29 protein-coding genes, 1 tRNA gene and 1 pseudogene are annotated in these 25390 nt (G+C 72.4%); 22 read left to right on the plus strand and 9 right to left on the minus strand.

Annotation, left to right across the window (positions count from 1 at the left end):
• The 6 genes and pseudogenes from ACFP2E_RS09740 to ACFP2E_RS09765 all read left to right on the plus strand — a co-directional run.
• A pseudogene (locus ACFP2E_RS09740) lies at nt 1-361 on the plus strand (DNA polymerase III subunit gamma/tau); the annotation flags it as partial.
• Nucleotides 362-417: 56 nt separating this feature from the next.
• Nucleotides 418-789 (plus strand): YbaB/EbfC family nucleoid-associated protein, encoded by a 372-nt coding sequence (locus ACFP2E_RS09745; protein WP_378522407.1) that lies wholly within the window; start codon nt 418-420, stop codon nt 787-789.
• 16 nt (nt 790-805) lie between these two features.
• The gene (gene recR / locus ACFP2E_RS09750) at nt 806-1405 is read left to right on the plus strand and encodes a recombination mediator RecR (protein WP_378522408.1); all 600 of its coding nucleotides are present in this window, start codon (nt 806-808) and stop codon (nt 1403-1405) included.
• A complete protein-coding gene (locus ACFP2E_RS09755; RefSeq protein ID WP_378522409.1) occupies nt 1398-2027 on the plus strand; it encodes a DUF5063 domain-containing protein in 630 nt (209 codons plus the stop codon). Before recR ends, ACFP2E_RS09755 begins: the two co-directional genes overlap by 8 nt.
• A gap of 91 nt (nt 2028-2118) precedes the next feature.
• Nucleotides 2119-3387, plus strand: coding sequence for an aspartate kinase (locus ACFP2E_RS09760; RefSeq protein ID WP_378522410.1), 1269 nt, complete (start codon nt 2119-2121; stop codon nt 3385-3387).
• A 2-nt stretch (nt 3388-3389) separates the two neighbouring features.
• Entirely contained in the window at nt 3390-4424 is a 1035-nt protein-coding gene (locus ACFP2E_RS09765) for an aspartate-semialdehyde dehydrogenase (RefSeq protein WP_378522411.1), read from the plus strand.
• Between the two features lie 30 nt (nt 4425-4454).
• Here the strand turns inward: ACFP2E_RS09765 and ACFP2E_RS09770 are convergent, their stop codons facing one another.
• The 4 genes from ACFP2E_RS09770 to ACFP2E_RS09785 all read right to left on the minus strand — a co-directional run bounded on the left by ACFP2E_RS09770 (nt 4455) and on the right by ACFP2E_RS09785 (nt 7062).
• Entirely contained in the window at nt 4455-5168 is a 714-nt protein-coding gene (locus ACFP2E_RS09770; RefSeq protein ID WP_378522412.1) for a hypothetical protein, read from the minus strand.
• Between the two features lie 68 nt (nt 5169-5236).
• A complete protein-coding gene (locus tag ACFP2E_RS09775; RefSeq protein WP_378522413.1) occupies nt 5237-5731 on the minus strand; it encodes a hypothetical protein in 495 nt (164 codons plus the stop codon).
• 202 nt (nt 5732-5933) lie between these two features.
• A tRNA-Pro gene (locus tag ACFP2E_RS09780) sits at nt 5934-6007 on the minus strand.
• Between the two features lie 119 nt (nt 6008-6126).
• A complete protein-coding gene (locus tag ACFP2E_RS09785; RefSeq protein ID WP_378522414.1) occupies nt 6127-7062 on the minus strand; it encodes a metallophosphoesterase in 936 nt (311 codons plus the stop codon).
• Nucleotides 7063-7088: 26 nt separating this feature from the next.
• Here ACFP2E_RS09785 and ACFP2E_RS09790 point away from each other — a divergent pair, with 26 nt between their 5' ends.
• Nucleotides 7089-7550 (plus strand): GatB/YqeY domain-containing protein, encoded by a 462-nt coding sequence (locus ACFP2E_RS09790; protein ID WP_378522415.1) that lies wholly within the window; start codon nt 7089-7091, stop codon nt 7548-7550.
• A gap of 10 nt (nt 7551-7560) precedes the next feature.
• Nucleotides 7561-8499 (plus strand): threonine/serine dehydratase, encoded by a 939-nt coding sequence (locus ACFP2E_RS09795; protein WP_378522416.1) that lies wholly within the window; start codon nt 7561-7563, stop codon nt 8497-8499.
• 46 nt (nt 8500-8545) lie between these two features.
• Here the strand turns inward: ACFP2E_RS09795 and ACFP2E_RS09800 are convergent, their stop codons facing one another.
• Nucleotides 8546-10951 carry a transglycosylase domain-containing protein gene (locus tag ACFP2E_RS09800; RefSeq protein ID WP_378522417.1) on the minus strand — a complete coding sequence of 802 codons (2406 nt, stop codon included), beginning with the start codon at nt 10949-10951 and terminating at the stop codon, nt 8546-8548.
• Nucleotides 10952-11150: 199 nt separating this feature from the next.
• On the opposite strand from ACFP2E_RS09800, the gene ACFP2E_RS09805 reads away from it, so the two are divergent.
• Nucleotides 11151-11438: a WhiB family transcriptional regulator gene (locus ACFP2E_RS09805; protein WP_378522418.1), complete on the plus strand. Its 288-nt coding sequence runs from the start codon at nt 11151-11153 to the stop codon at nt 11436-11438.
• 52 nt (nt 11439-11490) lie between these two features.
• On the opposite strand, the gene ACFP2E_RS09810 is transcribed toward ACFP2E_RS09805, so the two are convergent.
• Together ACFP2E_RS09810 and ACFP2E_RS09815 are read right to left on the minus strand one after the other, a co-directional pair.
• On the minus strand, nt 11491-12744 hold the full coding sequence (locus tag ACFP2E_RS09810) for an ArsA family ATPase (RefSeq protein ID WP_378522419.1): 1254 nt from the start codon (nt 12742-12744) through the stop codon (nt 11491-11493).
• On the minus strand, nt 12741-13790 hold the full coding sequence (locus ACFP2E_RS09815; protein ID WP_378522420.1) for an ArsA family ATPase: 1050 nt from the start codon (nt 13788-13790) through the stop codon (nt 12741-12743). Before ACFP2E_RS09815 ends, ACFP2E_RS09810 begins: the two co-directional genes overlap by 4 nt.
• Before the next feature lie 104 nt (nt 13791-13894).
• Here ACFP2E_RS09815 and ACFP2E_RS09820 point away from each other — a divergent pair, with 104 nt between their 5' ends.
• The 8 genes from ACFP2E_RS09820 to ACFP2E_RS09855 all read left to right on the plus strand — a co-directional run bounded on the left by ACFP2E_RS09820 (nt 13895) and on the right by ACFP2E_RS09855 (nt 19302).
• Complete coding sequence (locus tag ACFP2E_RS09820; protein WP_378522421.1) at nt 13895-14680, plus strand: CoA transferase subunit A; 786 nt, start codon at nt 13895-13897, stop codon at nt 14678-14680.
• A gap of 3 nt (nt 14681-14683) precedes the next feature.
• Nucleotides 14684-15319, plus strand: coding sequence for a CoA transferase subunit B (locus ACFP2E_RS09825; protein ID WP_378522422.1), 636 nt, complete (start codon nt 14684-14686; stop codon nt 15317-15319).
• 120 nt (nt 15320-15439) lie between these two features.
• Nucleotides 15440-15826: a YdeI family protein gene (locus tag ACFP2E_RS09830; RefSeq protein ID WP_378522423.1), complete on the plus strand. Its 387-nt coding sequence runs from the start codon at nt 15440-15442 to the stop codon at nt 15824-15826.
• Between the two features lie 48 nt (nt 15827-15874).
• On the plus strand, nt 15875-16033 hold the full coding sequence (locus ACFP2E_RS09835; protein ID WP_378522424.1) for a DUF4177 domain-containing protein: 159 nt from the start codon (nt 15875-15877) through the stop codon (nt 16031-16033).
• Nucleotides 16034-16036: 3 nt separating this feature from the next.
• Nucleotides 16037-16495 (plus strand): RidA family protein, encoded by a 459-nt coding sequence (locus tag ACFP2E_RS09840; RefSeq protein ID WP_378522425.1) that lies wholly within the window; start codon nt 16037-16039, stop codon nt 16493-16495.
• Between the two features lie 17 nt (nt 16496-16512).
• Complete coding sequence (locus ACFP2E_RS09845; RefSeq protein ID WP_378522512.1) at nt 16513-17376, plus strand: NUDIX hydrolase; 864 nt, start codon at nt 16513-16515, stop codon at nt 17374-17376.
• A gap of 10 nt (nt 17377-17386) precedes the next feature.
• Nucleotides 17387-18217 (plus strand): MBL fold metallo-hydrolase, encoded by an 831-nt coding sequence (locus ACFP2E_RS09850; RefSeq protein ID WP_378522426.1) that lies wholly within the window; start codon nt 17387-17389, stop codon nt 18215-18217.
• A gap of 368 nt (nt 18218-18585) precedes the next feature.
• The gene (locus tag ACFP2E_RS09855) at nt 18586-19302 is read left to right on the plus strand and encodes an endonuclease domain-containing protein (RefSeq protein ID WP_378522427.1); all 717 of its coding nucleotides are present in this window, start codon (nt 18586-18588) and stop codon (nt 19300-19302) included.
• A 62-nt stretch (nt 19303-19364) separates the two neighbouring features.
• Here ACFP2E_RS09855 and ACFP2E_RS09860 read toward each other — a convergent pair whose 3' ends face one another.
• Nucleotides 19365-20042 (minus strand): Crp/Fnr family transcriptional regulator, encoded by a 678-nt coding sequence (locus ACFP2E_RS09860; protein WP_378522428.1) that lies wholly within the window; start codon nt 20040-20042, stop codon nt 19365-19367.
• A gap of 136 nt (nt 20043-20178) precedes the next feature.
• On the opposite strand from ACFP2E_RS09860, the gene nth reads away from it, so the two are divergent.
• Genes nth through ACFP2E_RS09880 form a run of 4 tightly spaced genes read left to right on the plus strand, consistent with a single transcriptional unit; the run spans nt 20179 to nt 23397 of the window.
• Nucleotides 20179-20871: an endonuclease III gene (gene nth, locus ACFP2E_RS09865; protein WP_378522429.1), complete on the plus strand. Its 693-nt coding sequence runs from the start codon at nt 20179-20181 to the stop codon at nt 20869-20871.
• On the plus strand, nt 20868-21482 hold the full coding sequence (locus tag ACFP2E_RS09870) for a TlpA family protein disulfide reductase (protein WP_378522430.1): 615 nt from the start codon (nt 20868-20870) through the stop codon (nt 21480-21482). The genes nth and ACFP2E_RS09870 overlap by 4 nt, the downstream gene beginning before the upstream one ends.
• Nucleotides 21479-22225, plus strand: a complete 747-nt coding sequence (locus tag ACFP2E_RS09875; RefSeq protein ID WP_378522431.1) for an NUDIX hydrolase — start codon at nt 21479-21481, stop codon at nt 22223-22225. The genes ACFP2E_RS09870 and ACFP2E_RS09875 overlap by 4 nt, the downstream gene beginning before the upstream one ends.
• Nucleotides 22222-23397, plus strand: coding sequence for a MarP family serine protease (locus ACFP2E_RS09880; RefSeq protein WP_378522432.1), 1176 nt, complete (start codon nt 22222-22224; stop codon nt 23395-23397). Before ACFP2E_RS09875 ends, ACFP2E_RS09880 begins: the two co-directional genes overlap by 4 nt.
• A gap of 125 nt (nt 23398-23522) precedes the next feature.
• On the opposite strand, the gene ACFP2E_RS09885 is transcribed toward ACFP2E_RS09880, so the two are convergent.
• Nucleotides 23523-23942, minus strand: a complete 420-nt coding sequence (locus ACFP2E_RS09885; RefSeq protein ID WP_378522433.1) for a phage holin family protein — start codon at nt 23940-23942, stop codon at nt 23523-23525.
• Between the two features lie 210 nt (nt 23943-24152).
• Between ACFP2E_RS09885 and nhaA the strand changes: the two genes are divergently transcribed.
• Nucleotides 24153-25349: a Na+/H+ antiporter NhaA gene (gene nhaA / locus ACFP2E_RS09890; RefSeq protein ID WP_378522434.1), complete on the plus strand. Its 1197-nt coding sequence runs from the start codon at nt 24153-24155 to the stop codon at nt 25347-25349.
• The last annotated feature ends 41 nt before the right edge of the window (nt 25350-25390 follow it).

The raw sequence follows: 25390 nt of genomic DNA on the forward strand, positions 1-25390 counted from the left end.
GCCGGCGGCCGCCCCGGCGCCGCCCGCCGACCGGGAGGCCGAGCCGCCTCCGGCTTGGGCGGACGCCCCGGCCGACGACGCTCCGGCCGCCCCGCCGGCCGCGCCGCCCTCGGCCGCCGAGCCCGCAGCCGACCGGCCCCGCGACGGACAGCCGGACCCCTCCGGGATCGCCGCCGCGCGCGGCGCGATCGCCACGACGCGGGCTGCTGGGGCGGGGGCCCCGGTGGCCGACTCCCGCGCCGAGATCGACGCCGAGGCCCACCCCGACGACCCCGACGTCGAGAGCAGCGGCCTCGTCGGCGCCGAGCTGCTCGAGCGCGAGCTCGGCGCCCGGGTCATCGAGGAGATCCCCCACCAGTGATGCGCCAGTGATGTCAGCGACCCCAGCCAGCAGCAACGAGCAGGAGTGAGAAAGCCATGACCCAGAACCCCTTCGACGCTCTCGGGGGCGGCGGCTTCGACATGAACGCCCTGCTCCAGCAGGCCCAGCAGATGCAGCAGCAACTGCAGGACGCCCAGCAGAAGCTGGCCGACACCACCGTCGACGGCACGGTCGCCGGCGGTGCCGTGACCGTGACGATCAACGGCGTCGGCGACCTCGTCGGCGTCGAGATCAAGGCCGGCGGCTTCGACGGCAGCGACCCCGACGACCTGTCCGACCTCGGCGACATGATCGTGGCCGCGTACCGCGACGCGAAGGCGCAGGCCGACGCCATCGCGGGCGAGGCGCTCGGCCCGCTCGGCGGCGAGGGCGGCGGCCTCCCGGGCATGCCCGGCCTCGGCGGCTAGGGGACCCGACCCACCCATGTACGAAGGCATCGTCCAGGACCTCATCGACGAGCTCGGGAGGCTGCCGGGCGTCGGTCCGAAGAGCGCCCAGCGGATCGCCTTCCACCTGCTGCAGGCCGACGAGCCCGACGTGCTGCGCCTCGCGCAGGTGCTGACCGAGGTCAAGCGGCGGGTGAAGTTCTGCACGGTGTGCTTCAACGTCTCCCAGGAGGAGCGCTGCCGCATCTGCAGCGACCCGCGCCGTGACCCCACGGTGCTGTGCGTCGTCGAGGAGTACAAGGACGTCGTCGCGATCGAGCGGACCCGCGAGTTCCGCGGCCGCTACCACGTCCTCGGCGGAGCGATCTCGCCGATCGACGGCATCGGCCCTGACCAGCTGCGGGTCCGCGAGCTGATGCAGCGGCTCGCCGACGGCACGGTCACCGAGGTCATCCTCGCCACCGACCCCAACCTCGAGGGCGAGGCCACCGCGACGTACCTCACCCGGATGCTCAAGCCGCTGGGGTTGCGCGTGACGCGGCTGGCGAGTGGACTGCCGGTGGGGGGTGACCTCGAGTACGCCGACGAGGTCACCCTGGGCCGAGCATTCGCAGGGAGGCGATCCGCCGATGACTGAGGGCACACCCGTCGGCAGTCGCACGCCGCTCGACGCCGAGACCGAGGAGTTCGCCGCCCAGATCGCCGACCAGGTCGAGAGCTTCCTGGTGGCCCTCCAGGCGATCGCCCGCGAGGCCGATGGCGGCCGGGCGATCTCGCTGCTGCTGCTCGAGATCAGCCAGGTGCTGCTCGCCGGTGCCCGGCTGGGGGCGCAGCGCGACTTCACCCCCCGCGGCGAGTACCAGCCCGACGTCGGGCCGGAGCCGGACGTCGACGAGATGCGGCTGCGGATCGCCGCCATGCTCGACAGCGTCGACACCTACAGCTTCGTGTTCGACCCCTACGTGCCCGAGGTGGTCGAGAGCCAGCTCTCCGACGACCTCACCAGCATCGCCACCGACCTCGAGAACGGCCTGCGCCACTACCGCAGCGGCAACGTCGAGGAGGCGCTGTGGTGGTGGCAGTTCTCCTACGTCTCCTCCTGGGGGAACCTCGCCGGCGCCGCGCTCAACGCGCTCCTCTCGGTCGTGTCCCACGACCGGCTCGACGTCGAGTACACCGGCGAGGAGGAGCAGGTCGCCGCGGCCGACCAGATGCTCGAGGGTGAGATGCCTGAAGGAGACGGGACCGGGCCCCGATAGAATCCCGGCGTCGGTCGCACGCGCAGCGCGGCGTGTCCCGGGGCCCCGGGTCCAGCGGCCGTGGACGCCAACGAGCCTCGAGGACTGACCAGTGGGCATTGTCGTGCAGAAGTACGGCGGCTCGTCGGTCGCTGACGCGACCGGGATCAAGCGAGTCGCCCAGCGCATCGTCTCCACCCGCAAGGCCGGCCACGACGTCGTGGTCGTGGTCTCGGCGATGGGGGACACCACCGACGAGCTGCGTGACCTCGCCGAGCAGGTGACGCCGCTGCCGCCGCCGCGCGAGCTGGACATGCTGCTCACCGCGGGTGAGCGGATCTCCATGGCGCTGCTGGCGATGGCGATCGCCCAGCTCGGCCACAAGGCGCAGTCGTTCACCGGCTCGCAGGCGGGTGTCATCACCGACTCCGCCCACGGCAAGGCGAAGATCATCGACATCACGCCGAGCCGGATCGAGGCCGCGATCGAGTCGGGCCACATCGCCATCGTGGCCGGCTTCCAGGGCGTCAGTCAGGACACCAAGGACGTCACCACGTTGGGTCGCGGCGCCTCCGACACCACCGCGGTCGCCCTCGCGGCGGCCCTCGGCGCCGAGGTCTGCGAGATCTACTCCGACGTCGACGGCGTCTTCACCGCCGACCCGCGCATCGTCCCGACCGCCCGCAAGCTGCAGCGCGTCTCCACCGAGGAGATGCTGGAGATGGCCGCCTCGGGCGCCAAGATCCTCCACCTGCGCTGCGTCGAGTACGCCCGCCGATACAACATGCCCGTCCACGTGCGCTCCTCCTTCAGCCAGAAGGAGGGCACCTGGATCGTCCCGGACGCCGAGGGAGACACCATGGAACAGCCCATCATCGCCGGGGTCGCCCACGACCGCAGCGAAGCCAAGATCACCGTCGTCGGCGTGCCCGACAAGGTCGGCGAGGCGGCGCGCATCTTCGAGGCGCTCTCGGCCGCCGAGGTCAACATCGACATGGTCGTGCAGAACGTCTCTGCGGCCGCGACCGGCCGTACCGACATCTCCTTCACGCTGCCCCGCGCCGATGGCCAGACCGCGATGGGCGCGCTGGCGCGGATCCAGGACGAGGTCGGCTACGACAAGCTGCTCTACGACGACCAGATCGGCAAGGTCTCGCTGATCGGCGCCGGCATGCGCTCCCACCCGGGCATCACCGCGAAGTTCTTCGCCGCCCTGGCTGCCGCGGGCGTCAACATCGAGATGATCTCCACCTCGGAGATCCGGATCTCGGTCATCGTCGACGAGGCCCAGATCGACACCGCCGTGCAGGCGACGCACACCGCGTTCGACCTCGACGCGGGCGAGGTCGAGGCCGTGGTCTACGGCGGGACGGGACGGTAGTCGTGGGCGTCAACATCGGCGTCGTCGGCGCCACCGGCCAGGTGGGCGTCGCGATGCGGCAGATCCTCGAGGAGCGGGACTTCCCGGCCGACCAGGTGCGGTTCTTCGCCTCGGCGCGCTCCGCCGGCACGGTGCTGCCGTTCGCCGGCCGCGAGGTCGTGGTGGAGGACGCCGCCACGGCGGACCCCGCCGGGCTCGACATCGCGCTCTTCTCCGCCGGCGCCACCACGTCGCGGGCGCAGGCGCCGCGGTTCGCGGAGGCCAGCGTGCTGGTGGTCGACAACTCCTCGGCCTTCCGGCTCGACCCCGACGTGCCGCTGGTGGTCTCCGAGGTCAACCCGCAGGAGATCGCGAACGCCCGCAAGGGCATCATCGCCAACCCCAACTGCACCACCATGGCCGCGATGCCGGTCCTCAAGCCGCTGCACGAGGAGGCCGGCCTGGTGCGGCTGGTGGCCGCGACCTACCAGGCGGTCTCCGGCAGCGGCGTCGCCGGCGTCGAGGAGCTTGCCTCCCAGGTCGGCGCGGTCGGCGACAAGGCGCGCGAGCTCGCCTACGACGGGGATGCGGTCGCCTTCCCGGAGCCGGTGAAGTACGCCCGGACCATCGCCTACAACGTGCTGCCCATGGCCGGCTCGCTGGTCGACGACGGCAGCAACGAGACCGACGAGGAGCAGAAGCTCCGCAACGAGTCCCGCAAGATCCTCGGCATCCCGGACCTCCGGGTCTCCGGCATCTGCGTCCGCGTCCCCGTCTTCACGGGCCACTCGCTGGCGATCAACGCCGAGTTCGAGCGGGCGCTGCCCGTCGAGCGGGCGCGCGAGCTGCTGGCCGGCGCCGCGGGCGTGGAGCTGTCCGACATCCCGACGCCGCTCCAGGCGGCCGGCAAGGACCCGTCGTACGTCGGCCGGCTCCGGCAGGACCCGGGCGTCGACGGCGACCGCGGCCTCGCGCTGTTCGTCAGCAACGACAACCTGCGCAAGGGCGCGGCCCTCAACACCGTGCAGATCGCCGAGCTGATCGCCGCCTCCCGCTGACGGGAGGGGCGACGGCCCGGGCGGGGGAGCTCAGTCGAGCTCGACGTACGTCGTGACCCAGTGGGCCAGCGCGAAGGTGCCGGCCGCGATCGCGGGGACGGCGATGATCATCCACCAGCTGAAGATGGTGCCGACCAGGAACAGCAGGATCATCACCGCGAGCAGGCCGACCGCGAGGAAGCTGGTGCTGCCGGGCTCCGGGACGGACCAGGCGCGCAGCAGCGCCTTGCCGAGCAGGACCATGGTCAGCAGGATCGCGAGCAGCAGCAGGATGCCGGGCTTGCCGCACGACGACGTGCCCTGCACGACCTCGCAGAGTCGGAAGCCTGCCCAGGTCAGGCCGACCGTCAGCACGCCCACGAGGACGCCCGAGATCACCGAGGCGGTGTAGCCGCCGAGCGCCGGCAGGCGCAGTCCGCGTCGCCCGGCGCGGGGCTCCGGCTCCGTCGGCGCCGCGGGCGGCGCGACGGCCGTGGCCAGCGGGCTGGTCGGCTGCTCCGGCTCGACCTCGTCGGCGAAGAGCGGCGGGGCCGGGGCGGCGGGGGGCTGCTCCACGACCGGCTCCGCGGGCAGCGTGCGGGTCGGCTCGTCGGCCGCCTCGGGGGTGGTCGGCCCGGTCGGCCCGGTCGGCCGGTCGCCGGTCCCGTCGGCCGGTGCGTCGGGGGTCCGGTCACGGCGCCGCTTGCGGCCGAGGCCGAACGACGGCAGCTCGAGCGAGGGCTCGCTGGACTCCTTGTCACCCATGGCAGGGAGTCTGCCAGACCCCGGGGCGGTCTCCGTCGCACGGTCGACCGCCGCGGGGCCGGCCGGTCTCACCAGCGCAGGGACGCGTTGAACGACGCCTGCGAGCCGGTGAAGAGCTGACCCGCGGACAGCATCCCGTCGCCGACGAGGCGGACACGCGTGCGCTTCGTGCCCTCGTAGGAGAGCTGGCGCTTCCCGAAGTACGCGTTGACGGACGTGGTGTCGCCGAAGGCGTGCATGCAGGCCTCGCCCTGGGCGCCGGCGACGGTGAGCACCTCGCCCGGCTCGACGGTGAGGACGGCGTCGACCGAGACCGGCTGGCACTCGCCCCGAGTGGTGGGCAGGCTGCCGCTGGTGGCGGTGACGGTCATGTCGAGGTAGCCGCCCAGCTCGCCCCGGGTGGCGCCGTCGATCCGCCACGTCGACGTGGTCTTCTCGGGGGCGCTGTCGTAGGTGCTGCGGCTGAGGTGCTCGGTGGTCGGGGCGGCCGAGGCGGCCGTCGGCAGCAGCGAGACGGCAGCGGCAGCGGCGGCGAGGGCGAGGGGAAGGGTGCGGGAGCGCATCGGGATCTCCAGTCGGGGACGGCCGGCGTGCCGGCTCGGAACGGGACGACCCCACGGTGGCCCACGACGCTTGACCCCGACTTGGGGCCGACTTGCGGTCGCTCGCCGCAGCGCGGACCGCAGGCCCTGGAACGGCCGGAAATGACAGGACCCGGTGGACCTGCTGGTCCACCGGGTCCTCGATGTCCTGAGACATCATCTGTCGGGCTGACAGGATTTGAACCTGCGGCCTCCTCGTCCCGAACGAGGCGCGCTACCAAGCTGCGCCACAGCCCGATCACGGGCCTTCCGGCCCATGAGCACGCGCAACCATACCCGAGCCGTGACGGGCCCCTGAAATCGGCCCGGCAGCGGCCCGGCAACGGTCCGGCGGCAGGCCCTGGGGGCCTGCTCCGTCAGGCCCGCGGCACCCACGTCATGAGCGTCGCCTCGGGCCGGCAGGCCACCCGGAGCCGGACGTACGGGCTGGTCCCCAGCCCCGCCGAGACGTGGAGCCAGGCGGAGCCGGGCTCGCCCGGCACGGAGCCGGCCGGGTGACGGTGCAGGCCCTTGGCGCGGGCGTTGTCGAGGTCGCAGTTGGTGGTCAGCGCGCCCACGAACGGCAGGCAGACCTGGCCGCCGTGGGTGTGCCCGGCGACGATGGCGTCGTAGCCGTCGGCGGCGAACCGGTCGAGCACCCGCAGGTACGGCGCGTGGGCCACCGCGACCGCAACGTCGGCGTCGTCGGGCGCCGGGCCGCCCACCTCGTCGAGCCGGTCGTAGCCGAGGTGCGGGTCGTCGACGCCGGCGAAGGCCAGGCTGGTGCCGTCCACCTTCAGCCGGCCCTGGCGGTTGGTCAGGTCGAGCCAGCCGGCGTCCGTGAACGCGTCGCGCAGGTCCTGCCAGGGCAGCAGCGGGGTGTCCGTGTGTCGTTTCCCGTCGTCGGGCAGCAGGTAGCGGACGGGGTTCCGCATGGTCGGCGAGTAGTAGTCGTTCGAGCCGAAGACGAAGACGCCGGGCACGTCGAGCAGGTCGCCGAGGGCGTCGCGCACCACCGGCACCGACGCGCGGTGGGCCAGGTTGTCCCCGGTGTTGACGACGAGGTCGGGCTTCAGGTCGGCGAGCCCGGAGACCCACTCCCGCTTGCGGTGCTGCCCCGGGGTGAGGTGCATGTCGGACAGGTGGAGCACCCGCAGCGGCCGGTGCCCGGGGGGCAGCAGCGGCACCGTCACCTCCCGCAGGGTGTAGGCCCGGGCCTCCCACGCGGCGTACGCCGTGAGGGCCGCGCCGGCGACGGCCCCGGCCCCCAGCAGGCGGCCCAGTGGTCGGGGGAGCGGGCGGGCGGGAGGCATGGGGCAAGGCTGCCACAATGACGCCCATGAGCTCTCTGAAGGACCGCCTGCGCACCGACCTGACCGCCGCCATGAAGTCCCGCGACGAGGTGCGCTCCGCCACCCTCCGGATGGTGCTGACCGCGATCGCCAACGCGGAGGTCGCCGGCAAGTCCGCACGCGAGCTGAGCGACGACGACGTCGTCGGTGTGCTGTCCACCGAGGCCAAGAAGCGTCGAGAGGCGGCCACGGCCTTCGAGGAGGGCGGCCGCACCGAGATGGCCGCCAAGGAGAAGGCGGAGGCCGCCGTCATCGCCGACTACCTGCCCGAGCAGCTCTCCGAGGAGGAGGTCGCCGGGATCGTGTCGGCCGCCATCGAGCAGACCGGCGCGGCCGAGGAGGGCATGCGGGCCATGGGCAAGGTGATGGGCGTCGTGCAGCCCCAGGTCAAGGGCCGCGCCGACGGTGGCGCCGTCGCCGCCGAGGTTCGCCGCCAGCTCGGTTCCTGAGTCCCCACGCATGATCAGCCGCGGCGACGTCGAGGCCGCCCGGGAGCGCATCCGTTCTCGGGTGCGCCACACCCCGCTGCTGCCGGTCGGGGCGGACTTCGGCGGGCGGGCCTGGCTGAAGCTCGAGCACCTCCAGCACACGGGGACGTTCAAGGCCCGGGGGGCCTTCGCGCGGATCCTCGGTGCGGCCGACGACGGGCTCCTCGACCCCGAGGTCGGGGTCGTCGTCGCCTCCGGCGGCAACGCCGGCCTGGCGAACGCCTTCGCGGCCCGCGCGCTGGGCGTCCCGGCGACGGTCTTCGTCCCGGAGAAAGCCCCGCCGGTGAAGGTCCGGAGGCTGCGCGAGCTCGGCGCCGACGTGGTGCTCCGGGGGAACGAGTACGCCGCCGCCCACGCGGCGGCCACCGAGCACGCGCAGACGACGGGTGCCCTCTACTGCCACGCCTACGACCAGCCGGCCATCGCCGCCGGCGCGGGGACCCTGGCCCTCGAGGTCATGGAGGACCTCCGGGGCGAGGTGGACAGCATCGTGGTCGCCGTGGGTGGCGGTGGGCTGATGGCCGGGGTGGCGGCCGCCGTCGAGGGCAGGGCCGGGGTGGTCGGCGTCGAGCCGCGGACCTGCCCCACGCTGCATGCCGCCCTCGCGGAGGGCCGGCCGACCGACGTCTCCGTCTCCGGGGTGGCCGCGGACTCGCTCGGCGCCCGCCGGCTCGGCGACATCGCCTTCGACGTCGCGACCCGGACGCGCGTGCACCCGGTCCTCGTGGGTGACGACGACGTCGTCCGGGCGCGGCGAATGCTGTGGCAGGAGTACCGCATCGCCGCCGAGCACGGTGCCGCGACGGCGCTGGCAGCGCTCGCCGGCGGCGCCTACCGGCCGGCTGCGGGCGAACGTCTCGTGGTCGTGGTCTGCGGCGCGAACACGGACCTCACGACGCTCGACGACTAGCCCGCCGGGGCAGCACGGCGCCGCCCCGGGAGCCGGGACGCCCGGGTCAGTCCCGGTCGCCTCCGCGGCCGTTGCCGTTGCCGTTCCCGCCGCCGTTGTTGCCGCCGCCGTTGTTGCCGCCGCCGTTGTTGCCGCCACCGCCGCCACCGCCGCCGGAGGGCGTGGACGGCGCCGGGTTGACGCCGTTGGACCGGTAGATCGTCACCAGCGACCCCTCCGGCAGCGCCGTGCCGGAGCCGGGGCTGGTGTAGGCGACGGTGCCGTAGGCGTAGGCGGAGTTCACGAAGGAGTTGCTGATGACCGCGTTGAAGCCGGCGTTCTGCAGGACCGACTGGGCGGTCGCCGGCGACATCCCGCCGGTGCTGGGGATGGCGCGGGTGCTGCCGGTGATGGCGGAGGTGTTCGGCGGCACGAACGAGGCGTCGTCGAGCCACTGCTCGATCACCTTCATCGCGTCACCCCACATCGGACCGGCGATGCCCGAGCCGGACGCGCTGTAGATGGGGGAGCCGCCGACGGTCTGCCCGGCGAGCGGGATCGGCTGGCCGAGGCTGTTGGCGCCGGCGATCATCGCCGCAGTCGCCAGGTTGGGCGTGTAGCCGACGAACCACACCGACTTGCCGTCCTGGGTGGTGCCGGTCTTGCCGGCGTCCGGCTGGACCGTCGAGATGTACTGGCCGAACCCGCCCGGGGCGGTGACGCCCCGCAGGATGTCGTTGACCGCGTCGGCGACCGGCTGCTCGAGCACCTGGGTGCACTTGGAGGGGTACTCCTTGAGGAGGTTCCCGTTGGCGTCCTCGATCGCGGTCACCGGGCGGGCCGCGCAGTGCTCGCCGCGGGCGGCGAACGTCGCGTAGGCCTCCGCCATCTCCAGCGGGCTGGTGTTGACGACGCCCAGCGTGAACGACGGCACCCGTTCGATCGCGGGGTCGGTCAGGTCGATGCCCATCGACTTCGCCAGCTTGTAGGGCTCGCAGAGCCCGGTGATCAGCTCGAGCTGGGCGTAGAAGGTGTTCACCGACAGCTGGGTGCCGGTGTAGAGGTCGAAGGTGCCGCCCTTGCCGTCGTAGTTCTTCGGCTCCCAGACGTCGGTGCTGGTGTAGTTGCCGTCGCAGGTGCGGTACTTGTTCATGTCGATCGAGGCCTGCGCCGGCACGTTGAACCTGGTGCGCAGCGGCACGCCCTTGCTGATCGCGGAGGCGAGCACGAACGCCTTGAACGTCGACCCGGCCTGGAAGCCGGCGGAGTCGCCGTACTTCTGCGGGACGAGGTAGTTGAGGTAGGTCTGCCCTTGCTCCTTGTTGCGGCCCATCGGGCGCGACTGGGCGAGCGCCTTGACGTCGCCGGTGCCGGGCTCGACCATCGCCAGGCCACCGATCGCCTGGTCCCTGGGGTAGACGTGGTCTGCGACGGACCGGTCGGCGGCGTCCTGCATCCGCAGGTCGATGGTGGTGCGGATGGTCAGGCCGCCCGAGCGCAGCAGGTCGCGCCGCTCGTCGGGGGTCTTGCCGAGCGCCTTGTCCTTGGCGAGGACGTTGAGCACGTAGTCGCAGAAGAACGGCGCCCGGGAGTAGACGCAGCCGTTGCGGGAGTTGACGACGTCGAGGCCGAGACCCTTCTCCTTGACCTTCGCGGCCTTCTCCCGGCTGATGACGTTGAGCTCGGCCATCCGGTCGAGCACGGTGTTGCGGCGGTTCAGCGCGGTGTCGGGGTTGTTCGTCGGGTCGTAGCCGGTGGGGTTCTTGACCAGGCCGGCCAGCATCGCCGACTCGCGGAGGTTGAGGTCCTTGGCGTTCTTGTCGAAGTAGTGGCGCGCGGCCGCCTGCACGCCGTACGCGCCGTCGCCGAAGTAGGCGATGTTGAGGTAGCGCTCGAGGATCCAGTCCTTGGAGTACTTCTCCTCGAAGGCGATGGCGTAGCGCAGCTCGCGGATCTTGCGCGCGTAGGTGTCGTCGGTGGCCGCCCGGCGCTCGCGCTCGGTCTGGGCCTGGCTGAGCAGCGTCAGCTTCACCATCTGCTGGGTGATCGACGAGCCGCCCTGCACCACGCCGTCGTTGGCCTGGTTGGTGATCAGCGCGCGCAGCGTGCCCTTCAGGTCGAGGGCGCCGTGCTGGTAGAAGCGGTAGTCCTCGATCGCGACGATCGCCTTGACCATGGTCCGCGAGATCTGGTGGAGCGGGACGTTGATGCGGTTCTCGTCGTAGAGCGTCGCGATGGTGTTGCCCTGCGCGTCGACGATGGTCGTCTTCTGCGGCAGCGGGTCGGTCTCGAGCTCGGTGGGGAGGTTGTCCATGCTGCGCGCGACGTCCCGCGCGCCGACGCCGAGCACTCCGGCGAAGGGGATCGCGAGGCCTGCGACGATCACGCCCATCACGGCAGCGACAGCCGCCATCACGCCCAGGTGGGACAGGATGCGACCGGCGGAGAGGCTCTCCTCGGGGGGTACCGACATGGGAGCCAATGTACGTGAGCGGGCCATGGAGGTCCCAAGCCTCGCGACACGCTGGTCCTAGTCACAACGGACTACTCGATTTGGGTCGGTCGTGTCTGCCCCGCTTCGCGTGGCCGAGCCTATGTTCGTGCTACGGGTCTGACCCGGGATGGCAGTCATGGGGACGCCATCCATCTCGGACGGATGTGGGGACGTCATTATGTGGGTTGAGGATTGGGCGCCGTCAGCGGCGTGCAGGCAGGCACAGCCGGACTCGCTCTTCGTGCGCGGGGCCGAGCAGAACAAGGCGAAGCAGCTCTGTCAGGGCTGTCCGGTGCGGACCGAGTGTCTGGCCGAGGCACTCGACAACCAGATCGAGTGGGGCGTGTGGGGCGGCATGACCGAGCGTGAGCGCCGGGCACTGCTGCGTCGCCGGCCGGCCGCCAACTGGCGGGCCGTGCTCGAGGCCGCGCGGGAGCAGAACGAGAAGGTCAACACGGCGCTCTGAGGGCTCTGAGGGGCTCCGAAGGGTCCTGAGGGCCCGCCCCGGGGGCCTGGTCTCAGGCCTCCCGGGCGGACTCAGACACCATCGGGGGCTCCATCGGGGTGCCGGTGAGCAGGTCGCCGACGCGTCGCAGGCCGTCGAGGTCGTGGACGTCGCCGGCCAGCGCCGGGACCACCGCGGTGGGCACCGTCGGGTGCGCGGTCGCGAAGCGGTCGCGCAGCCGGGCCTCCCGCTCGACGAGCCGGCTGCGGTCGGCGTGGAGCCGGAGCAGCCCGCCCGCGGGCGAGGTCGGGTCGAGCTTGCGCAGCCGGTGGGCTGCGGCCATGGCCTCGTCAGCAGTCAGGTCGCCCACGGGCGGCGGGCTCGCGCGGTTGACGACCAGCCCGGCCAGGGGCATCTCGTCCTCGCTGAGCCGCTCGACGAAGTACGCCGCCTCGCGCAGCGCGTCGGGCTCCGGCGCGGCGACGACCAGGAACGCTGTGCCGTCGGCCTGCAGCAGCGCGAAGGTCTTCTGGGCGCGCGCCCGGAAGCCGCCGAAGAGCGTGTCGAACGCGGCGACGAACGTCTGCATGTCGCGCAGCACCTGCGCGCCGAGGATCTTGGTCAGCGCGTTGGTGATCAGGCCGAGCCCGGCCGTCATCATCCGGGCCGGGCCCTTCGCCGGCGCGAGCAGCAGCTTGATGAACCGACCGTCGAGGAAGCTCGACAGCCGCTCGGGTGCGTCGAGGAAGTCGAGCGCTGAGCGCGACGGCGGGGTGTCGACGACGATCAGGTCGTAGGTGCCCGCGCGCTGGGCGTCGTGGTGGATCTGGCCGAGCTTCTCCATCGCCATGTACTCCTGCGTGCCGGCGAAGGAGCTGGAGAGCGCGACGTAGAACGGGTTCTGCAGGATCTGCTGGGCCTTCTCCGGCGAGGCCTGGCTCTCGACCACCTCGTCGAAGGTGCGCTTCATGTCGAGCATCATCGCGTCGAGCGAGCCGCCGGCGGACTCGTCGATCCCGGTCACCCGGCGCGGGGTGTTGTCGAGCTGGCCGATGCCCATCGACTGCGCCAGCCGCCGGGCCGGGTCGATGGTGAGCACGACGACCCGGCGTCCGCGCTCGGCCGCCCGCAGCGCCAGCGCCGCCGACGTGGTCGTCTTGCCGACGCCGCCGGACCCGCAGCACACGATGATCCCGGTGGCAGGGTCGTCGAGCAGCGCGTCGACATCGAGGTCGGGGGCGTGGGCGGCCTCGGCGGCCAGCGGGCCGAAGCGCGACCGGGTACGGGCGTCGTCGCCGGTGTGCCTACCACCGGGGTTCCGGGTCATGCCATCCCCTGCTTCCTGAGTGCGTCAGCGAGCTCGTAGAGCCCGCCGAGGTCGACGCCGCCCGCCAGTCGCGGCAGCTCGTACGACGGCACGTCGAGCTCGGCGACCAGGGCCCGCTGGGAGTCCTCGAGGGCCCGGCGCTCGGCGTGGTCGCGCGCCTCCGTGAGCAGGCCGGTGACCAGGCCGTCGTCGACCTCGATGCCGGCCGACTTCAGGTCGGCCACGACGGTCTCGGTGTCGAGCGTGCCCTCGCGGACGGTCTGCAAGGTCGTGTCGGTGAGGTCGCGGGGCCGGGTCAGGTTGACCACCACGCCGCCGACGGGCATGCCCGCCTCGCTCAGCTCGGCGATCCCGTCGATGGTCTCCTGGACCGGCATCTCCTCGAGCACGGTCACGAGGTGGACCCTCGTCCGCCGCGAGCGGAAGAGCTCCATCACGGCGTCCGCCTGGGAGCGGATCGGACCGACCTTCGCCAGCCCGGCCAGCTCGCTGTTGACGCCGAGGAACTGCGCGATCCGGCCGGTCGGCGGGGCGTCCAGCACGACGGCGTCGTACTGCCGGCTGTTCTTGCCGCGGCGCGGACCGGGCTTGGCGGCCTCGTAGACCTTGCCGGTCAGCAGCACGTCGCGCACGCCCGGCGCGATCGTCGTCGCGAACTCCACGACGCCGAAGCGGTCGAGGGCGCGGCCGGCGCGACCGAGCTTGTAGTACATCGCGAGGTACTCGAGCAGCGCCGACTCCGGGTCGATGTGGAGGGCGTGCACGGTGCCGTGGTGGCCCTGCTCGTCGGTGAGGCCGGTGGCGATGCGGCGCTCCTCGTAGGGGAGCGGGTCCACGTCGAACATCCGGGCGATGCCCTGGCGGCCCTCGACCTCGCAGAGCAGGACGTCCTTGCCCTGGGAGGCGAGCGCCAGGGCGAGCGCGGCGGCGACCGTTGACTTGCCGGTGCCGCCCTTGCCGGTGACGACGTGGAGCCGGACACCGGGCCAGTCGGAGCCGACGGCCCTGCCGGACGGGTTCCCTGCGGTGGGCTCTGGCGGGGTCACGAGGGCAGCCTAGAGGGGCGTCGGTGACCCCGCGGAGGGGTCGGCCGGCTGTGGTTAGGATCGCTGGGTTGCCGGGCGCAGACCGGATGTGAAGGAGAGGGTGCGTGGACAAGGTCGTGGCTAGTGCGGCCGAGGCGGTCGCCGACATCCCGAACGGTGCGACGCTGGCCGTCGGCGGGTTCGGCTTGTGCGGGATCCCGTCGGTGCTGATCGAGGCGCTGCTGGAGAGCGGCGCGACCGACCTCGAGGCGGTCTCCAACAACTGCGGGGTCGACGACTGGGGCCTGGGCCGGCTGCTGATGGCGAAGCGGCTGCGGCGGATGGTCTCGTCGTACGTCGGCGAGAACAAGGAGTTCGCGCGGCAGTACCTCGCCGGCGAGCTCGAGGTCGAGCTCACCCCGCAGGGGACGCTGGCCGAGCGGATGCGGGCCGGCGGCACCGGCATCCCCGCCTTCTTCACCGCCACCGGCGTCGGCACCCAGGTCGCCGAGGGCGGCCTGCCGTGGAAGTACGATTCCGAGGGCAACGTCGAGGTCGCGTCCCCGCCCAAGGAGGTGCGGACCTTCGAGACCGCCGAGGGGGACAAGGAGTTCGTGCTCGAGCGGGCGATCGTCGCCGACTTCGGGCTCGTGCGCGCCTGGAAGGGCGACCGCCACGGCAACCTCGTCTACCGGGACTCCGCGCAGAACTTCAACCCGCTCGCCGCGATGTGCGGCCGGGTGACGATCGCCGAGGTCGAGCACCTCGTCGAGCCCGGCGAGATCGACCCGGCCGAGGTGCACACCCCCGGGGTGTTCGTCCAGCGGGTCGTGGCGCTGACGCCCGAGCAGGCGGCGGGCAAGCGGATCGAGAAGCGGACCGTGCGTCCGCGCAACGGCGGGGAGGCGTGACCCATGGCTGACCACGGATGGACGCGTGAGGAGATGGCCGCGCGGGCGGCCTCGGAGCTGGCCGACGGCTCCTACGTCAACCTCGGGATCGGGCTGCCGACCCTGGTGCCCAACTACGTCGCCGACGACGTCGAGCTGGTGCTCCAGTCGGAGAACGGCATCCTCGGCGTCGGGGCCTACCCCGTCGAGGGCGAGGAGGACCCCGACCTCATCAACGCCGGCAAGGAGACGGTCACGGTGCGGCGCGGGGCGTCGTACTTCGACTCCGCGACGTCGTTCGGGATGATCCGCGGCGGCAAGATCGACGCCGCGATCCTCGGCGCGATGCAGGTCTCGAAGGCCGGCGACATCGCCAACTGGATGATCCCCGGGAAGATGGTCAAGGGGATGGGCGGCGCGATGGACCTCGTCCACGGCGCCAAGCGGGTCATCGTGCTCATGGAGCACGTCGCCAAGGACGGCTCCTACAAGATCGTCGACGAGTGCTCGCTGCCCTACACCGGCAAGGGCGTCGTCCAGCGGATCATCACCGACCTGTGCGTCATCGACGTCACCCCCGAGGGCCTGAAGCTCGTCGAGCTGGCCCCGGGCGTCACCGAGGACGAGGTGCGGGAGAAGACCGAGCCCGAGCTGGTCTGAGGCCTGCGGCCCGTAGCGATCCCCGGATATCCGGGGATCGCTGCGCTTCTCGGCCAGTGGAGTGACCCAGAAGCGGGGCGAGTGGCCGAGCGGTGTGACGGACGGGGCTACCGTGACGACGTGACCGACCCGAGACCCGAGCTCCACGAGCTGCTCGTCGCTGACGCCGCGGAGTGGCGCGTCTGGCTGGAGCAGCACCACGCCGACACCCCGGGCGTCTGGCTGGTGCTCCACAAGAAGGGCGGCTCGGTGACGGCGCTGACCTACGAGGACGCCGTGCTCGAGGCGCTGTGCTTCGGCTGGGTCGACGGCCAGAACCGGCGCCGCGACGAGGGCAGCACGTTCCAGCGGTTCACGCCGCGACGGGCCCGCAGCACCTGGTCTGCCAGCAACGTCGCGCGGGTCGAGCGGCTCGAGGCCGAGGGCCGGATGCGCCCGGCCGGACGGGCCGCCGTCGAGGCCGCGAAGGCCGACGGCCGGTGGCCCGGGAGCGGCGCGACGAGGTGACCACAGGGCCGGCCCGAGCGGTCCGGGGCCGCGAGTAGGGTGCCCCCCATGACCAAGTGGGAGTACCTCACCGCGCCGATCCTCACGCACGCGGCCAAGCAGATCCTGGACAACTTCGGCTCCGAGGGGTGGGAGCTGGTGCAGATCGCGCCGGGCATGAACCCCGAGAACCTCGTCGGCTACTTCAAGCGTCCGGTCGAGGGCTGAGCCGTGGCGCACCCAGAGGAGAAGCTGGCCGAGCTCGGCCTGTCCGTCCCCGACGTCGCCCGCCCGGTGGCGGCGTACGTCCCCGCCGTGCGGTCCGGCAACCACGTCTTTACCTCCGGCCAGCTGCCGATGCGCTCCGGTGAGCTGATGACCACCGGCAAGGTCGGCGGCGACGTGTCGCTCGAGGAGGCCGTCGAGTGCGCCCAGCAGTGCGCGCTCAACGCCATCGCCGCGGTGAAGGCCGAGATCGGCGACCTGGCGCTGGTGAAGCGGATCGTGAAGGTCGTCTGCTTCGTCGCCTCGACCCCCGACTTCACCGCCCAGCCGCAGGTCGCCAACGGTGCCTCGCACCTCTTCGGCGAGGTCTTCGGCGACGCCGGCGTGCACGCCCGGTCCGCCGTCGGTACGCCGGTGCTGCCGCTCGACTCGCCCGTCGAGGTCGAGATCGTCGTCGAGGTCTGAGGACGGCCGTGGAGCGGATGCCGCTGCCGCCGCAGCTCGTCGAGCAGGCGCGAGCGTACGCCGACGGCTCGCGCACCCCGGCCGAGCCGCGCGACGCGGCGACCGTGGTGCTCCTGCGTCCGGGGTCGGGAGAGTTTGCGGGGGCAGCGCTTTCTGCGGGACCCGAGGTCTACCTGCTCCGCCGGCAGACGTCCATGGCCTTCGCCGCCGGGATGTGCGTCTTCCCGGGCGGCGGCGTCGACCCCAGGGACTTCGACCACCGCGTGGCCTGGGCCGGCCCGGACCCGGGGAGGTGGGCCGCCCGGCTCGGCGTCGACGAGCGGATGGCGCGAGCGCTGGTGTGCGCCGCGGTACGCGAGACCTTCGAGGAGTCGGGGGTGCTGCTCGCCGGCACGCCCGACGAGGTCGTCGCCGACACGACCGGTGATGACTGGGAGGCCGACCGGATCGCGATGGAGTCGCGCGAGCTGGCGATCACCGACTTCCTCGACCGCCGCGGGCTGGTGCTCCGCAGCGACCTGCTGGGCGCGTGGTCCGGCTGGCTGACGCCGGTGTTCGAGCCGCGTCGCTACCGCACGTGGTTCTTCGTGGCCTCGATGCCGGAGGGTCAGGTGACCCGCGACGTCTCCACCGAGTCGGACTCGGTCGCGTGGCTTCCGGCCCTCGACGCGGTCGCCGCGGTCGAGAAGGGCGAGATGTTCATGCTGCCGCCCACCTGGCTGACCTGTCTCGACGTGGGCCAGCACCGCGACCCGGGCTCGGTCCTCCGCGAGGCGAGGGGTCGAGATGTCGACATGTTCACCCCGGAGGTCGTGGCCGACGGCGACGACTTCGTGCTGTCCATGCCCGAGCGGTACGCCGCCCTGCTGGCGTCCCGGTGAGGGTGGAGCCGTGACCGCGACGGGGTCGACCTGGGCCGGCGGGGATTTCGGGGAGCGGGCGCGGTGCGTGCTGGCGCCGAACGCGAACCACATGACGCTCGACGGCACCAACACGTGGGTGCTCCGCGAGCCCGGCGCCCGCCGGTCGGTCGTCGTCGACCCCGGACCGTCGGTGCCGGCGCACCTCGACGCGGTCGCCGAGGCCGCGGGCGACGTCGCGGCGGTGCTGCTGACCCACCACCACGCCGACCACTCCGAGGCGGCCCGCGAGTTCGCGGAGCGCGTCGGATGCGGAGTACGCGCCCTCGACCCGGCGTACCGGCTCGGCGAGGAGGGCCTGGCCGAGGGCGACGTCGTCGAGGTCGACGGGCTCGAGGTGCGCGTCGTGGCGACGCCCGGCCACACCGCCGACTCGCTGTCGTTCGTGCTGCCGGCCGAGCGGACGGTGCTGACCGGCGACACCGTCCTCGGCCGCGGCACCACCGTCGTCGCGCACCCCGACGGCCAGCTCGGCGCCTACCTCGGTTCGCTGGAGCGGCTGCACCGGCTGGCCGAGGCGCAGCAGATCACCGCCGTGTGGCCCGGCCACGGCCCGGTCATCCACGACGCGCTCGGCGCGCTCGACTTCTACCTCGCCCACCGCCGCGAGCGCCTCGCCCAGGTGGAGCAGGCCCTCGCCACGCTCCGGTCCGGGGACGCCGGGCCCGCCGGGCCGCAGCCGGCCGCCGAGGACCTTCCCCGCCGGGTGGTCGAGATCGTCTACCAGGACGTCGACCCGGTCCTCTGGGGTGCCGCGGAGCTGTCCGTGCGCGCCCAGATCGCCTACCTCACCCACCGTTGAGTCGGTACTTGCTCGCGTCGAGTCCCGAGTTGTGTCGTGTGACTCGGGACTTCTGAGGCGCTGGCGGCCCAGCTCCCATCCACAGCCGCCCGCTCTGCGGCCCTGCTCCGCAGCCCTCGTGGGGCGGGCACGGCGTACCTGACCGGTCGGCCCATGGTCGGTGGATGAAACAGACGACCCGTTGGCCGCGACAGCCCTTCAGCCTGTCTGAGCTCCCGGAGCTCGACCTCACCACCTCCGGCGTGCGAGCCGGGGTTCGGACAGGCGAGCTTCGCCCTGTCGTCCGCGGCGTCTTCGTCGCGGCCGATAGCGAGGACTCGCTGGAGCTCAGGGCGCGCGCCGTGGCCAAGGCTGTCCGTCCTCACCACGTGATCACGGACCGGACCGCAGCGTGGCTCCACGGCATCGATGCCCACGCGTACGGCGATCACGACGCCGTCATTCCGGTCGAGACGTGTGCCCTGAGGGGCAACGCCCCCACGGCGCTCGCGGGGGTCGACGGACGCACACGCGACCTGCTCCCTGAGGACGTCATGGAGCTGCAGGGTGTCCGGGTGACGACGCCGCTCAGGACGGCGCTGGACCTCGGGTGCTGCCTCCGACGGCGCGAGGCGTTCGCCGCGCTCAACGCGTTCGCCCGCCGGTTCGGCCTCACTGCCGCGGACTTCGTGCGCGCCCTCGGCCGCTACCGGCGGCGCCGAGGCGTCGTCCAGCTCCGCGACCTGGTCGGCATGGTCAACCCCGCCCTGGAGTCGGTCCGTGAGGCGTGGACTCTGCTGGCCATCGCTGACGCTGGTCTGCCGCTGCCCGAGGTGCAGGTGTGGGTCGAGATCAACGGGGTGCCGACGTACCGGCTCGACTTCGCCTACCCGCGGAAGCGGGTCTGCGTCGAGTACGACGGCGCGGACGCACACTCGACCACGGAGCAGCGCGCCCACGACGCGCGACGGCGCGACTGGCTGCGCGCGCACGGATGGGTCGTGATCGTGGTCGGGAGCGGCGACTTCACCGGGCCGGCGCTGGACCGGTGGCTGGGCGAGCTGCGCGCAGCCCTCGCAGGCGGGTACTCCACCCGCCGGTGGTGATCAGAACTGCGCAGTCGAGTGTCTGAACTCCCGACTCGACGTGAGGAAGTCCCGACTCGACCTCAGCGGGCGCGGCGGGTGAGCCGCTCGACGTCCATGATCACGACCGAGCGGGGCTCGAGGCGCAGCCAGCCGCGCGAGGCGAAGTCGGCGAGCGCCTTGTTGACCGTCTCGCGGGAGGCGCCGACCAGCTGGGCCAGCTCCTCCTGGGTGAGGTCGTGGTGGACGTGCACGCCGTCGTCGGCGGTGCGGCCGAAGCGGTCGGCGAGGTCGAGCAGCGCCTTGGCGACGCGGCCGGGCACGTCGGAGAAGACGAGGTCGGCGTTGACGTCGTTGGCCTTGCGGAGCCGGCTCGCGATCTGGGCGAGCAGGCCGCGGGCGACGACCGGGCGGCCCTCGAGCCAGCGCAGCAGGTCGTCGTGGGACAGCGAGGCGAACATCGTGTCCGTCACCGCAGTCACGGTGGCCGACCGCGGGCCCGGGTCGAACAGCGAGAGCTCGCCGAACATCTGGCCGGGGCCGAGGATGGCGAGGAGGTTCTCGCGACCGTCGCTGGAGGTGCGCCCGAGCTTCACCTTGCCGTCGAGCACGATGTAGAGCTTGTCCCCGGAGTCGCCCTCGTGGAAGAGGACCTCGCCGCGCTGCAGGCGGCTCTCGGTCATCGATGCACGCAGCGCAGTCGCTGCCTCGTCGTCGAGCGCGCTGAACAGCGGAGCCTGACGGAGCACGTCGTTGTCCACGGAGCCTCCTGTAGCGGTGACGCCACCGTCCGGTGGCACGTCGGGATGATCCTAGCCAGTGGGAATGGTCACAGGTCACATTGCTCCCCGAAACAGGCCCTCCGGCCCTGTCTTCGCCGCGCCGTACGCTGGCGACGTGCCCGACACCGCCCTCGTCCGCCGCGCGCGCAAGATCGACCGGGTGCTGGCGGAGACCTACCCCGACGCCCGGTGCGAGCTCGACTTCGACGACCCCTTCCAGCTGCTGGTCGTGACGGTCCTCAGCGCGCAGACGACGGACAAGCGGGTCAACGCGGTGCGGCCGACCCTGTTCGCGGCCTACCCCGACCCCGCGGCGATGGCGGCGGCGCCGCGCGAGGACCTCGAGCGGATCGTCGGCCCGCTCGGCTTCTTCCGCGCCAAGACCGAGTCGCTGCTCAAGCTCAGCCAGGCGCTCGTCGAGCGGTACGACGGCGAGGTCCCCGGCCGCCTCGAGGACCTCGTGACCCTGCCGGGGGTCGGGCGCAAGACGGCCAACGTCGTGCTCGGCAACGCGTTCGACGTCCCCGGGATCACCGTCGACACCCACTTCGGCCGGCTCGCGCGACGGTTCGGGTGGACCGAGGAGACCGACCCGGTCAAGGTCGAGCACGCCGTGGGCGCGCTCTTCCCCAAGCGCGACTGGACGATGCTCAGCCACCACCTCATCTGGCACGGCCGCCGCCGCTGCCACGCCCGCAAGCCCGCCTGCGGCGCCTGCCCCGTCGCGCGCTGGTGCCCGGCGTACGGCGAGGGGCCGACCGACCCGGTCGCCGCCGAGGCGCTCGTCCGGACGGAGGGCCGCGCATGAGGCGGCTGCTCGTGGCCCTCGCCGCGGTCGCGGCCGTGGCCGCCGGCTGCGCCGACCCCGGCGCCGGTCTCGTGCCCGCGCCGGGCGAGGCGCGCATCGACGTCGACACCCCCGAGCTGCGCCAGCTCAAGCGCCAGGCCGGGGTGGAGCCGTGCCGCAGGGGCGATGGCGAGCCCGTCGAGGGCGGCCTGCCGGAGGTGACGCTGCCCTGCTTCGGAGGTGGGCGGGACGTCGACCTGTCCACCCTTCGCGGCCCGATGGTGGTCAACCTGTGGGCGTCGTGGTGCGGGCCGTGCCGGCGCGAGATGCCGATCCTCCAGGACTTCCACGAGCGCCACGGCGACCGCGTCGCCGTCCTCGGCATCGACCACAACGACCCGCAGACCACCCGGGCGATGCAGCTGGTCCTCGACACCGGCGTCACCTACCCGCTGCTCGCGGACCCGCAGACGGAGCTCAGCGCCGCCGCCCCGTTCCCGGTGCTGCGCGGCCTGCCGTTCTGGGCCTTCGTCGACGAGCAGGGCCGGGTCGTCCACCAGGAGTTCCTGGAGGTCGAGTCGCGCGACGAGCTCGAGGCGCTGGTGGAGGAGCACCTGGAGGTCACGCTGTGACTGGCCGGCCCGACCGGCCCCAGCTCCCCGACGGGCCCGAGCTCCCCGACTGGCTGCACCCGGTCCGCGAGGCCGCCGCGTCCATCACGGTCCACGAGCTGACCCGCTTCATGCCGCCGAAGGGGACCGACGCGCGTCGCGGCGCAGTCCTCATGCTCTTCGGCGAGGGCGATGGCGAGGGATGGGAGGGCGGCGAGCTGCTGCTCACCGAGCGCGCCCACCACATGCGGTCCCACCCCGGCCAGGTCTCCTTCCCGGGCGGCCGGATCGACCCGGGTGAGACCGCCAGGGAGGCGGCGCTGCGCGAGGCGCAGGAGGAGACGGGCCTGGATCCCGAGGGGGTCCACGTCTTCGGCGAGCTGCCCGACCTGTGGCTGCCGCCCAGCAACTTCGTGGTCTCTCCCGTCCTGGGCTGGTGGCACGAGCCGAGCCGCGTCACGGTCGCCAGCCCGGACGAGGTGCACGACATCCACCACGTCTCGATCCGCCACCTCGTCGACCCCGAGCACCGCGTCATGGTGCGTCATCCGAGCGGCTGGCTGGGCCCGGGATTTCTGATCGGACCGGCCCGGGATGTCATCCTGTGGGGGTTCACCGGCGGGATCATCGCCCGGCTGTTCGACTTCCTCGGGTGGTCCACGCCGTGGGACGAGACCAGGGTGCGCGACCTGCCGGCGCACATGCTTCAGGGGGAACCCGCCCGCGCCGACGTCCAGCCCACCCGACACGAGGAGCGCCGTTGAACCTGCTCGACTGGCTCCTCGTCGTGCTCGTGCTCCTCTACGCCCTCTCGGGATACTGGCAGGGATTCGTCACGGGCGCGTTCGCGACGGCCGGGCTGCTGCTCGGCGGCCTGTTCGGCGTCTGGGTGGCGCCGTTGGCCCTCGGTGACGCCAGCCCGTCGCTGCTGGTCTCGCTCGGCGCGCTCTTCATCGTCATCCTCGCCGCCTCGCTCGGGCAGGCGGTGCTCCAGTTCTCCGGGGCCCGGATCCGTGACCGGATCAAGTGGCAACCCATCCGTGCGCTCGACGCCGTCGGCGGCGCCGCCCTGAGCGGCGCTGCGGTGCTGCTGGTGGCGTGGGCGCTCGGCGTCGCCGTGGCCGGCGCCGGCATCGGCGGCATCACGCCGATGGTCCGCAGCTCCACCGTCCTCGCCCATGTGGACGAGGTGCTGCCGTCCAAGGCCGACAACGTGCTCGGCGCCTTCAACGACGTCGTCGGCACCAGCTTCTTCCCGCGCTACCTCGAGCCCTTCGCTCCCGAGCGCATCGTCGAGGTGGGCCCGGTCCCGCGTCGGCTGCTCACCGACCCCGACGTCGAGAACGCCGCCCCCAGCGTGCTGAAGATTCGCGGCACCAACCAGTGCGGCCGCGGCGTCGAGGGGTCGGGCTTCGTGTACGCCGACGACCGCGTGATGACCAACGCCCACGTGGTGGCCGGCGTCGACGACCCCGAGGTGGAGATCGGTGGCAGCACCGTCCCCGGCGAGGTCGTCTACTACAACCCCGACCTCGACGTGGCCGTCGTCGCGGTCGAGACCGGCACCCTGCCCGCGCTGGCGTTCGACCAGGGCGCCCAGGCCCGCGACGGCGTCGCGATCCTCGGCTACCCGCAGGACGGCCCGTACGACGTGCAGCCGGGCCGGATCCGCGCCGAGCAGCGGCTGCGGTCCCCCGACATCTACGGCGACGGCAGCGTCATCCGTGAGGTCTTCTCGCTGCGCGGCCTGGTGCGGCCCGGCAACTCGGGCGGCCCGATCGTCTCGTCGGCCGGCGACGTCGTCGGCGTGGTGTTCGCCGCGTCGGTCACCGACCGCGACACCGGCTACGCGCTCACGGCCGAGCAGGTGGCGCGCAGCGCCGAGCTCGGCCGGAGCAACACCCAGGAGGTCTCGACCGGCGACTGTGCTGGTTGAGCAGAGGCGCGCGAGGAACGAGCGCGGCTCGTGGGCTCAACCAGATTGAGCAAGCGTGCGACCGAGGGACGAGGTCGCAGCCGCGCGTCGAAATCCGGTGAGACGAACGCGGCCGTTCGCTCCGGTCAGGCCTTTCCCTTCAGAGCCTTCGGGATCTCCCGGCCCTGCTCGATCGCCTTCTCCGGCGGCCGGACCTGCTTGACCTTGCGGATGCCGACCATCACGAGGACGCCCGCGACCAGCAGGTAGAAGCCGGTCACGATCAGGAACGCCCAGTGCAGGTCGAGGCCGGAGCCGTTCCAGTGGATGAGGTAGGCGATCGCCACCGACAGCAGGATGATCGCCAGCACCGCCACGAAGCCGGCCGCCGCGAACAGGCCGGCACCGATCCCGCCGGCCTTGATGCTGATCTTGAGCTCGGTCTTCGCGAGCTCGATCTCCTTGGAGATCAGCGTCGAGATGTCGCGGCTCGCATCGCTGACGAGCCGGCCGATCGTCGGCTCGTCCTCCTGCGGAGGTCCGGCCTGGGCGGAGTTCGTGGCCATGCGGTGTCGTCCTCTGCTGGTCGGGCATGTCGGTGGCCCCGGCGGCGTCGCGGAGACGGCTCCACGGGGACTCTGGTGGTGACCCTACAAGAGCCCTGCCGGGTCACCGGTTGATAACATCGCCCTCAGGTGAGCCGGGAAGTCTGGTCGGCCCGTCGCGGCCTCTCAGCCCGGCGGACGCCTGTCGTCGACCCCCCGGAGCCCGCCACCGTGACCAAGGTCAGCCGCCGTCCGATCCTCTTCCCACCGCTGTCCCGGGACGAGGACACCTTCGTCGGCACCGTCCTCCGCAAGGAGACCGTCGGCGGGTCCGTCGCCCTGCTCGCGGCCGCCATCGCGGTCATCTGGATCAACACCCCGCTGGGCGGGCTCTACGAGGACCTGCGCGCGTTCAAGATCGGGCCCCTCGACGTCCAGCACTGGGCCGCCGACGGGGCGCTCGCCCTCTTCTTCTTCGTCGCCGGGCTCGAGCTCAAGCGCGAGTTCGTGGTCGGGTCGCTCCGGCGCCCGGCCGACGCCGCCGTACCAGTCATCGCGGCGGTCTGCGGCGTGGCCGTCCCGGCGGCGATCTACCTGGTCATCAACACCTCGATGGCCGGCGGTGCCGCCAAGGGCTGGGCGATCCCGGCGGCCACGGACATCGCGTTCGCGCTCGCCGTGCTCGCGGTGGTGGGGTCGAACCTGCCGACCTCGCTGCGGGCCTTCCTGCTGACGCTCGCGGTGGTCGACGACCTCATCGTCATCGTCATCATCGCGGTCTTCTACACGACCTCGCTCCACCTGCTGCCGCTGCTGATCGCCCTCGTCACCTTCGCCGTGTGGGCGCTGCTTCAGAAGTTCCGGTTCAGCACGCCGTTGCTGTACGTGCCCCTCGCCCTCGTCGGCTGGTGGTACCTCCACGAGAGCGGCATCCACGCCACCATCGCCGGTGTCGCCTTCGGCCTGCTGACCCGCGTCCGCCGCGACGAGGACGAGAAGGCCAGCCCGGCCGAGCACCTCGAGCACCTGCTGACCCCGCTGTCGGCGGGCGTCGCGGTGCCGTTCTTCGCGCTCATGTCGGCCGGCGTGGTGCTCGAGGGTGGCGGCGACCTGCTGACCAACCCGATCGTGATCGGCGTGGTGGCCGGCCTGGTGATCGGCAAGCCGCTGGGCGTCCTGGGCGGCGCGTGGATCACCACCCGGTTCACCCGGGCCGAGCTGTCGAGCGACCTGTCGTGGCGTGACCTCGCCGGCGTCGCCGTGCTCGCCGGCATCGGCTTCACGGTCTCGCTGCTCGTCTCCGAGCTGTCGTTCACCGGCGACCAGAACGACGCCGCCAAGGCCGCCGTCCTGGGTGGCTCGCTGCTCGCCGCGGTCGTCGGCGCCCTGTTCCTGGGCCACCGCGACCGGTTCCACGCCACCCCCTGATGCACGAACTGCCACCAGTTGCCGCCTGACGCGGCAACTGG

The sequence above is a fragment of the Nocardioides sp. GCM10027114 genome, assembly GCF_042659625.1.
Classification (GTDB): domain Bacteria; phylum Actinomycetota; class Actinomycetes; order Propionibacteriales; family Nocardioidaceae; genus Nocardioides.